At 28.5% G+C, this 6,090-nt stretch carries 6 protein-coding genes and 1 other RNA gene; 6 read left to right on the forward strand and 1 reads right to left on the reverse strand.

Translation table 11 applies throughout. The annotated features are described in order from the left end of the window. Window positions 1–70: 70 nt before the first annotated feature. Complete coding sequence (locus Q5F54_RS09645) at window positions 71–934, reverse strand: AraC family transcriptional regulator (RefSeq protein WP_071119181.1); 864 nt, start codon at window positions 932–934, stop codon at window positions 71–73. A gap of 291 nt (window positions 935–1,225) precedes the next feature. Here Q5F54_RS09645 and rnr point away from each other — a divergent pair, with 291 nt between their 5' ends. The 6 genes from rnr to Q5F54_RS09675 all read left to right on the forward strand — a co-directional run. After that, on the forward strand, window positions 1,226–3,415 hold the full coding sequence (rnr, locus tag Q5F54_RS09650) for a ribonuclease R (RefSeq protein ID WP_071119182.1): 2,190 nt from the start codon (window positions 1,226–1,228) through the stop codon (window positions 3,413–3,415). A gap of 130 nt (window positions 3,416–3,545) precedes the next feature. After that, complete coding sequence (gene smpB / locus Q5F54_RS09655) at window positions 3,546–4,001, forward strand: SsrA-binding protein SmpB (RefSeq protein WP_071119183.1); 456 nt, start codon at window positions 3,546–3,548, stop codon at window positions 3,999–4,001. A gap of 126 nt (window positions 4,002–4,127) precedes the next feature. After that, window positions 4,128–4,479: a transfer-messenger RNA gene (gene ssrA / locus Q5F54_RS09660) on the forward strand. A gap of 95 nt (window positions 4,480–4,574) precedes the next feature. After that, entirely contained in the window at window positions 4,575–4,730 is a 156-nt protein-coding gene (locus tag Q5F54_RS09665) for a hypothetical protein (RefSeq protein WP_288523831.1), read from the forward strand. A 235-nt stretch (window positions 4,731–4,965) separates the two neighbouring features. Then, a complete protein-coding gene (locus Q5F54_RS09670) occupies window positions 4,966–5,397 on the forward strand; it encodes a hypothetical protein (RefSeq protein WP_288523832.1) in 432 nt (143 codons plus the stop codon). Between the two features lie 144 nt (window positions 5,398–5,541). Further along, window positions 5,542–6,090: metallophosphoesterase (locus tag Q5F54_RS09675; RefSeq protein ID WP_302334326.1), on the forward strand; the 549-nt coding region annotated here is incomplete at its 3' end.

The raw sequence follows: 6,090 nt of genomic DNA on the forward strand, positions 1-6,090 counted from the left end.
TAACTTCTTAAGAACCCTTTTTTTCTAGTGTACTTGACAAAGGGTCCATTTTAATAATAGTTACACTTTTTTACTTATCTGGTAATTGGGTAAGTTTATTTGAAAATTTACGTTTTTCTTCTCTATATAGTGTTGGATTTACTCCTTTAAATTTCTTAAATGATCTTGAAAATGCTAATGGGTCACTATAACCGCAAGACCTAGCAATATCCCCGATTGGTAAGTCTGTTTGATATAATAATTCTTCTGCTTTTCGTATTCTAAATTCCATTAAAAATTTTTGTGGTGATGTATTTAAATGTTTATTAAATAGTGAAGTAAGATATGTTCTATTTAGACATAAATAATTAGAAATATCACTAACTTTTATATAAGCATTATCATAATTTTTTTCAATAAATTCTATAGATTTAGTTATATAAATATTTTCAAAAGAATTTTTAGCTTTATATGGCTTAGTTGATATACTAGCAAGTTCTGAAAAGAATAGATATAATAAACCTTGTAATTTTAATTCATTTGAAGTACTCATAGTACTATAATTTAGCATATCTATTATATAATTTTTTAAGTTATCATCCTTATCATATGTAAATATTAAGTTGTTATCATAAAGACCGATACTTTTTATATAAGTATCAACTTTTTCCCCATCGAAACTAATATATAAATATTTCCAAGGATTATCCTTATCTGCTTGATAAAAAGTTAGTTTATTAGGATTGATTAAAAAACCTTGATTTTTACCTAATTTATATTTTTGATCATTAACATAATATGTACCATATCCATCAATAATATAATGTATTAAATAATGAGGTCTTATAGCAGGACCATAAGAATGACAAGGTGGACACTCGTGAATACCACAAGTACATAAAAATAAATCTTTAAAATTTCTATCAGTAATTTCTAAACTAAAATGATTAGACATAATACCCCCTAAAATGTATAAATTTATTTAACGTGATTAAAATCAAAATAAAATAATTTAAAACATTATAGTAAAATTATAACATTAGCAATATACAAAATCAAATTATAGGTAATTTAATCGAGTTTTACCAATCCATTACAATAGTGTATAATAGTTAAATGGTAATAATAAAATAATAATGGAAATTGAAATCTATCTTATTATTTTTTATCAATTATATAAATTTATATAATAAGATAAAATATAAAAGACTTTATATATAAAATACAGAACAAAGGAGGTACATTAATGTTACCAGGACTTAAAGAACGATTATTAGGATTAATAAATGACCCAGCATATACACCTTTAAAAAAGGAAGAATTAGCCTTAATATTTGACATACATCCAACAGAGATGCCGATGTTTTATAACTTCTTAGAGGAATTAGAAGAAGACGGATATATAGGGAAAACTAAAAAAGGAAAAATAGCTTCACCTAAATCAATGGGATACTTTGTAGGTAAATTCGTAGCTCATAGAAAAGGATTTGGATTTGTTGAGTCAGATGAAGAATACATACAAGACTTATTTATACCAGCAGCAGATGTAAATGGAGCTATGCACAATGATAGAGTTGTAGCAGAAATAACTAAACCTGCAACTGATGAAAGAAGAGCAGAAGGTGCAATAATAAAAGTACTTGAAAGAGAAATAACAAAGGTAGTTGGTGAATTTCAATCAAACAAAACTTTTGGATTCGTAATAGCTGATGAAAAGAAATTTAATCAAGATATATATATACCTAAAAAATACTTCAGTGGTGCAAAAGATGGAGATAAAGTTGTTGTTCAAATAACTATATGGCCACAAGCTGGCAGAAAGCCAGAAGGTAAAATAATAGAAGTGTTAGGACCAAAAGGTGAAAAAGAAGTTGAAATACTTTCTATAATAAGAGCACATGGACTTCCAGAAGAATTCCCTAAAAAGGTATTAGAAGAAGCTCAAAAAGTAGCAGTACCAATACCGCAAGAAGAAATTGATAGAAGATTAGATATAAGAGATTTAAATATATTTACTATAGATGGTGAAGATGCAAAAGACTTAGATGATGCTATATCTATAGAAAGATTATCTAACGGAAACTTCAAATTAGGTGTTCACATTGCTGACGTTACACACTATGTACATGAAAAAAGTAAATTAGATAAAGAAGCTTTAAAAAGAGCAACATCTGTTTACTTAGTAGACACAGTAATTCCAATGTTACCTAAAACTCTTTCAAATGGAGTATGTAGTTTAAATCCTCATGAAGATAAGCTTACATTATCAGTATTTATGGAAATAGATAGAAAAGGTAATGTAAAACAATACGATATAAAAGAAACAATAATAAACTCTAAAGCTAGAATGACTTATACAGAAGTATCTGACATACTAGAAAATGATGATGAAGAATTAAAAGCTAAATACTCTCATGTAGTAGAAGAATTTAAAACTGCAGAAGTTTTAGCAAAAATATTAATGGAAAGAAGAAATAGAAGAGGAGCAATAGATTTTGACTTCCCAGAAGCTAAAATAATATTAACTCCAGAAGGTAAAGTTTCTGATATAAAAGAATATGAAAGAAGAATATCAAACAGAATAATAGAAGAATTCATGCTTATAACAAATGAAACAGTAGCAGAACATTACTTCTGGTTAAATATACCGTTTGTTTATAGAATACATGAAACTCCATCACCTGAAAAAATGCAAGAACTAGGAAAATTTGTATCTACATTTGGATATACTATAAAAGGTGACTTAGAAGAAGTTCATCCAAAAGCACTACAATCAATAATAAGTGCAATAAAAGGAAAAAAAGAAGAAGAAGCTATAAGTACAATAATGTTACGTTCATTAAAACAAGCTAGATATTCACCAGAATGTAGCGGACATTTTGGATTAGCAGCACAATACTATAGCCATTTTACTTCTCCAATAAGAAGATATCCTGACCTTCAAATACACAGAATAATGAAGGAACATTTAAATAATAAAATAAATAAGAAAAGACAAGAACAACTTGTAAACATAGTAGATTATGCATCAACTCAATCATCAGAAAGAGAAAGAGCAGCAGACTTAGCTGAAAGAGATGTTAAAGACTATTACAAAGCAGTTTATATGGAAGATAAAGTTGGAGAAGAATTTGACGGTGTTGTATCAAGTGTAACTTCATTTGGTATGTTTATAGAATTACCTAATACTGTTGAAGGATTATCTAGACTTGCAAATATGGGTGATGACTATTATATTTATGACGAAATGACATATACTATAATAGGAGAAAGAACAAGAAAGACATATAGAATAGGTGACCCTGTTAGAATAAAAGTTGCTAATATAAATGTAGATTTAAGAGAAATAGACTTTAAGATACTTTACAAATTAGAAGATAGACCACAAAATGAAGGTGAACAGCAAGATCAACCTTTTGATGATATAGAAGAGTAGTAAATATAAGGTGTCGGTTTTCTCGACACCCTGTATTAAACTAGCAACCTTGACTAATAAGTATATATATGGTATATTTTTACTAATAGGATATATACTAAATAAGAATTTAAAGTAAGAAGGTGAACGTATGGCAGGAACTAAAACATTAGCTACAAATAGAAAAGCAAGACATGAGTACTTTATAGAAGAAACTTATGAATGTGGTATAGAATTAAAAGGGACAGAGGTAAAATCAATCAGACAAGGAAAAGTAAACTTAACTGATGGATATGCATCTGTAGATAATAGCGAAGTATTTATAAAACAAGTTCATATAAGCCCATACGAGCAAGGAAATAGATTTAATGTCGACCCTTTAAGAGTAAGAAAATTATTACTTCATAAGCATGAAATAAGAAAGCTTATAGGGGCTACAACTGTTAAAGGATACTCATTAATTCCTTTAAGTATGTATCTTAAAAATGGTAAGGTAAAAGTAGAATTAGCCTTAGCAAAGGGTAAAAAGTTACACGACAAACGTCAAGACTTAGCTAAAAAAGATGCTCAAAGAACTATAGAAAGAGAACTTAGAGGAAAATACTAATTTACCCACTAAATAACATTTGATTTTAATGCTAAAAAGTATTAATATATAAATACAACGAACAACTTAATATAAATGGTGAATAAAAAGTTTGCGAAAACAGTCCAAGGACTTTAAAATTACCACGGGGGCGTAAAGGTTTCGACGTGGGTTTGGAACTTGGGGTTGCGTGTCGTGTTACTCTGGGTCACGTAAAAACTGGGGAAGTTAAAATAAACGCAAACGATAATTACGCTTTAGCAGCTTAATAATGCTGCTCGACCCGCCTCGCCCTCCTGCCGGTTAGGCCTGGTCGTCATTTATGCAGGGAACTACTTTTGGGGTGTCTCGACCAAAAGCGGACTAATTGGGACTGGTCAAGCACATAGCCTGCCGCTGGGCGATGTGTGAGACGAGATTTTAGTACAGTTGGCTACACACGTAGATGCAACGAGGAAAAGACTTGCGGACAGGGGTTCGACTCCCCTCGTCTCCACCATTGAAATCCACGAAAAAGGTATTGATTAAAAAATCAATACCTTTTTTATTTTAATTACTATAATAGTATATGATGATAAGGGCAGAGAACTAAATATGTCTACAGGAAGTGAAAGTGAAAATAAAATATATACTCAAATAAATGAATTAGTAGATATTGGTGAAATACCGAAATATATTGATATTTTAGTTTGTAAAAATTATGGAGACGAAGATAATACTTTATCTAGCTTTAGGGTTAATTTAGAATAAATTATATATAAAATATAATAAGATATTGTTATTTATTGTGGATTAAAGTATATAAAAATATCCAAATATTGAGTACTTAAATTTATTTAGCTGCTTTAGTCTGATTAAAAGCCTTAGTATTTAGAAAATATATGGCCTTGTACTATATACTATATTAGTAATAAATACTTTTAAGATAATTTAATTCCATGGTATTATAGAAAATAATGGTAATAAAATAAATAGGAGGTAGGGAATGAAAAAGATATTATTAAGTTTAATTTTAGTTTCAGTATTTATGGTAGGATGTTCAAATATAAATACGAATATTAAAGATTCATGCGAGGATTTAGTTAAAAATTTTTTTGATAGCATGAATAGTATTGAAGATTATACAAATGAATCAGAATTAGCAAAGTTAAATGAGTATTTTACTGATGATAGTGATGTAAAAGATAAATTAATTCACTATCTAACTATATTTGAATCAGAAAGACAAGGTGAAGTAGTAAATAACACTGCTAAGATTAAAGAGATAAAAAATGAGAATGGATTATATAGAGTATTAGTACAATATGATATTATTTCAAAAGATAATAAAAAAGTATTAAATCAAAGTGATATGTATCTTTACATAAAAGATGAAGATGGGCAGTTAAAAATTAAGACTGCTGATTATGGAGGATAAAGATAGGTGTATCTTAGTAACTTTAAACTTTATATAGATAAGTTCGCAATAGTTATATATAACGAACTAAGAATAGGATAGACATATATAAGTATCAAAAGGATATTTGATTAATATATTTAAAAGGAGATAGTAAAGGGGAATATGAAAAATAAAAAAGTTTTAATTATAGTATCAACGTTAATGTTAATATTAATATTATCAACAGGATGTACAAGCTCAAATACAACAGAAATAAATATTGTGGCAACGACGGACTTACATGGTGAAGTACCATACAACATAACTGAATATATAAAAGTAGAAAAAGAAAATAACCAAAATACAGTAGCGGTAGATGCAGGAGATTTCTTTGATAGTAGGGTTTATGGAACTCCCATGAGGAAATACTTTGATGATAGACAAAATAATACAGAACAAGGAATAGAGCAATATATAGAAATGCCATTAGCGAAAGAAATGAAGGATGCTGGGTATGATGCGGTAGTTCTAGGAAACCATGAATTTGTATCAAACAATAAATTTTACCTAGATAATATGGTATCAGACTTTGAAAAGTATAACTTAGACATATTATCAGCAAACACTTATAAAAGAGATAATACAAACTACGTAAAGCCATATACTATAAAGGAAATCGAAACAGAGTATGGGAAGATAAACTTAGGTATACTTGGACTTACTATAAAAGAA

The sequence above is a fragment of the uncultured Romboutsia sp. genome (genome assembly GCF_958366745.1).
In the GTDB taxonomy this organism is placed as follows: domain Bacteria; phylum Bacillota; class Clostridia; order Peptostreptococcales; family Peptostreptococcaceae; genus Romboutsia; species Romboutsia timonensis.

Excerpts from the sequence above, each read along its gene's own strand:
- smpB (WP_071119183.1), top strand. The coding sequence starts at position 3,546 with ATGGCAGGAACTAAAACATTAGCTACAAATAGAAAAGCAAGACATGAG.
- rnr (WP_071119182.1), top strand. The coding sequence starts at position 1,226 with ATGTTACCAGGACTTAAAGAACGATTATTAGGATTAATAAATGACCCA.
- Q5F54_RS09665 (WP_288523831.1), top strand. The coding sequence starts at position 4,575 with ATGTCTACAGGAAGTGAAAGTGAAAATAAAATATATACTCAAATAAAT.
- Q5F54_RS09645 (WP_071119181.1), bottom strand. The coding sequence starts at position 934 with ATGTCTAATCATTTTAGTTTAGAAATTACTGATAGAAATTTTAAAGAT.
- Q5F54_RS09670 (WP_288523832.1), top strand. The coding sequence starts at position 4,966 with ATGAAAAAGATATTATTAAGTTTAATTTTAGTTTCAGTATTTATGGTA.